Source organism: Celeribacter persicus (genome assembly GCF_003050785.1).
Classification (GTDB): Bacteria; Pseudomonadota; Alphaproteobacteria; order Rhodobacterales; family Rhodobacteraceae; genus Celeribacter; species Celeribacter persicus.
The window spans coordinates 1-1,986 of the sequence record NZ_QAOH01000076.1 but is presented as its reverse complement, the minus strand read 5'-3'; the positions used below and the strand labels follow the sequence as shown (position 1 = coordinate 1,986).

Here is a 1,986-nt window from a genome sequence, read left to right as displayed (position 1 = left end):
ACTGGCCGCCAGCGCTCTGTGCGCCCGTCACGCTAAACCCACAAGTGGTCTACTTTTGCGCCGCCCTTTGGTAGGTTTTTACTCCGCCGTTGACACCGTTGTACCCCGCTTCGATCATTTGGATGGCGACGGCTTTGCGATCGAGGCGATTGAGGGCAGTCAGCAGAGAGCTGATTTAGGATTGCCAATCGTTCCGGCTGTCGAATGCCTCATCAAGGCAGCGGATATGAATGCCAGCCTCCCGCGCGGCTTCCACCGTGGCGGCGATGCCTTGTGTTGAAAGATTTAGGTCGTTCAGAGACGGAGCGATCAGTTCCGAGTTCGCGCTCATGGAGTAGAGCCAGACGGGCGGTGCATTTGGCTCTTCTGGGTCGGTCGTAAAAATCTGATCCGTCGGAATACCTTCAGATTCAAGCCGTGCAATCGCGGACTGCCGATCCTCCGCGCTTCGCACTCCAGAGATCACGCCATAGCGATTTTCGGACATCGAAGACCTTTCGAAGAGAGCTAAAAACGGAGCGCGTTTGTTTTGGACCTGCGAAACATCTACTACATCTTGTGTTTCAGAATTTTCTTGACACTGAGATGCATGTTTATGCTCCAAAAATGCACTCTTATGGTCCAATGACAATTGTCAGTGGAGCAAAAGAGTGCACGAAACTCAAAACCTGAAATCGAATCAACCACAAGCCACTGTTTTAAATAACAAATTCAACCAACACTTTAAATCGAACCCATAAACGTGCACGTTTGGAGCATAAGCGCGCAGCATAAGTTTGAACACTTCCCAAACCCGAAACCGCACAACAGAAAAGCCCGCGCAAATTGCACGGGCTCGCTGGTGATTTCACGGTAGGTTTTCAGATGCGCCAGTGAAGCGCCGAACGGTGATGACAGTCCTCCAATTTTCCGGAGGGAAGGCGTTTCAGATACGAAGCCTCGAACACCACCGCCTCGTTGGAACGATACTGATCGGTTTGCATTCGGGCGAACACTTCTTGGAAAAAGCGGTGTCGGACCGATGCAACTTGGGCGATTTTTCCAACTTCTATAATGCCACTCAATGTCAGACTTACCGCCTCGAACATCAAAGTTTCCCCGCCTATTGCATGAATTGAAACCTGTTCCAGATCAACAAGACCGAGTTCAAGCAGGGAATTTGCACTTAACGGGTCACAACAGCCGTGGAGATCAATATTCATCAAGGCAACGCCAAGCTCGGGTGTAAATATCTGAGCGAAATCTGCTCTCCTTTTCTCGTATTTTGAGCAATATCCATCTTACAGCGTAAGATAAATATTGCATCACTCTCTCAGCCCCCTCTTCCCACTTTCTCATCCCACAGATCGAAGATTTTCGCGGCCTAGAACAACGGCTCGAAATCCTCGATTGTAAACGGCGAATAGCCCGATGGTAGGGAGTTTCGGTCGGTAAACGCTCGGCAGAAATGACAGGTGCCCAGCCGAACGTCCTTACTGCGGCTTGCTTCCACCAGCGCGTCAATCAGCAGTTCGATCACAAGCCCCCAGCGATAAGAGCACGCGCGGGAAAGACGTCGATAGAAATCCATCGAACTAAGCGGTGTGAAGTCGAACCCGGCGGTATCGGCATAGGCAAAGCAGAGCCGGTTGAGTTCCTGAACATCCGCGTCCCGCGCCAGAGATATTTCACGGAACGGCACGGGCCTGAGCAGATAAGCCAATTGCTCTTCGCTGTTGATGTGACTGGCCAGTTCATCAACGCCCGACAGGATCAGCATCAGGGGCCAGTCGGGCTTTTTAAGAAGCGACTTGAAGCTGTCGAGGATCATCGCCCGCCCTTCGGCGCTTTTCTTCGGAAAGATATGCTGACACTCATCGTAATGAATGCCGTGCACGCCTTGCTCCCGCGCATGGAAGCCGACCATGTCCCAGATTTCGCGCTGCGTCATTCGCCCCGATGTTGGAAGAGCAAAACCTTCCCGCAGGGTGTGAACGCCAAGGTCCT

The 1,986-nt window shown here is 52.0% G+C and carries 2 protein-coding genes and 1 pseudogene; all 3 read right to left on the bottom strand.

Annotated features, from left to right (window positions below):
* Positions 1-175: 175 nt before the first annotated feature.
* Positions 176-604: a hypothetical protein gene (locus tag C8N42_RS21220; protein ID WP_146168312.1), complete on the bottom strand. Its 429-nt coding sequence runs from the start codon at positions 602-604 to the stop codon at positions 176-178.
* A 256-nt stretch (positions 605-860) separates the two neighbouring features.
* The gene (locus tag C8N42_RS21445) at positions 861-1,202 is read right to left on the bottom strand and encodes a hypothetical protein (protein ID WP_146168311.1); all 342 of its coding nucleotides are present in this window, start codon (positions 1,200-1,202) and stop codon (positions 861-863) included.
* A gap of 161 nt (positions 1,203-1,363) precedes the next feature.
* A pseudogene (locus C8N42_RS21215) lies at positions 1,364-1,986 on the bottom strand (hypothetical protein); the annotation flags it as partial.

What these genes read in the sequence shown, in the direction of transcription:
- C8N42_RS21445 (WP_146168311.1), bottom strand. Translation starts at nt 1,202, where the DNA reads ATGAATATTGATCTCCACGGCTGTTGTGACCCGTTAAGTGCAAATTCC.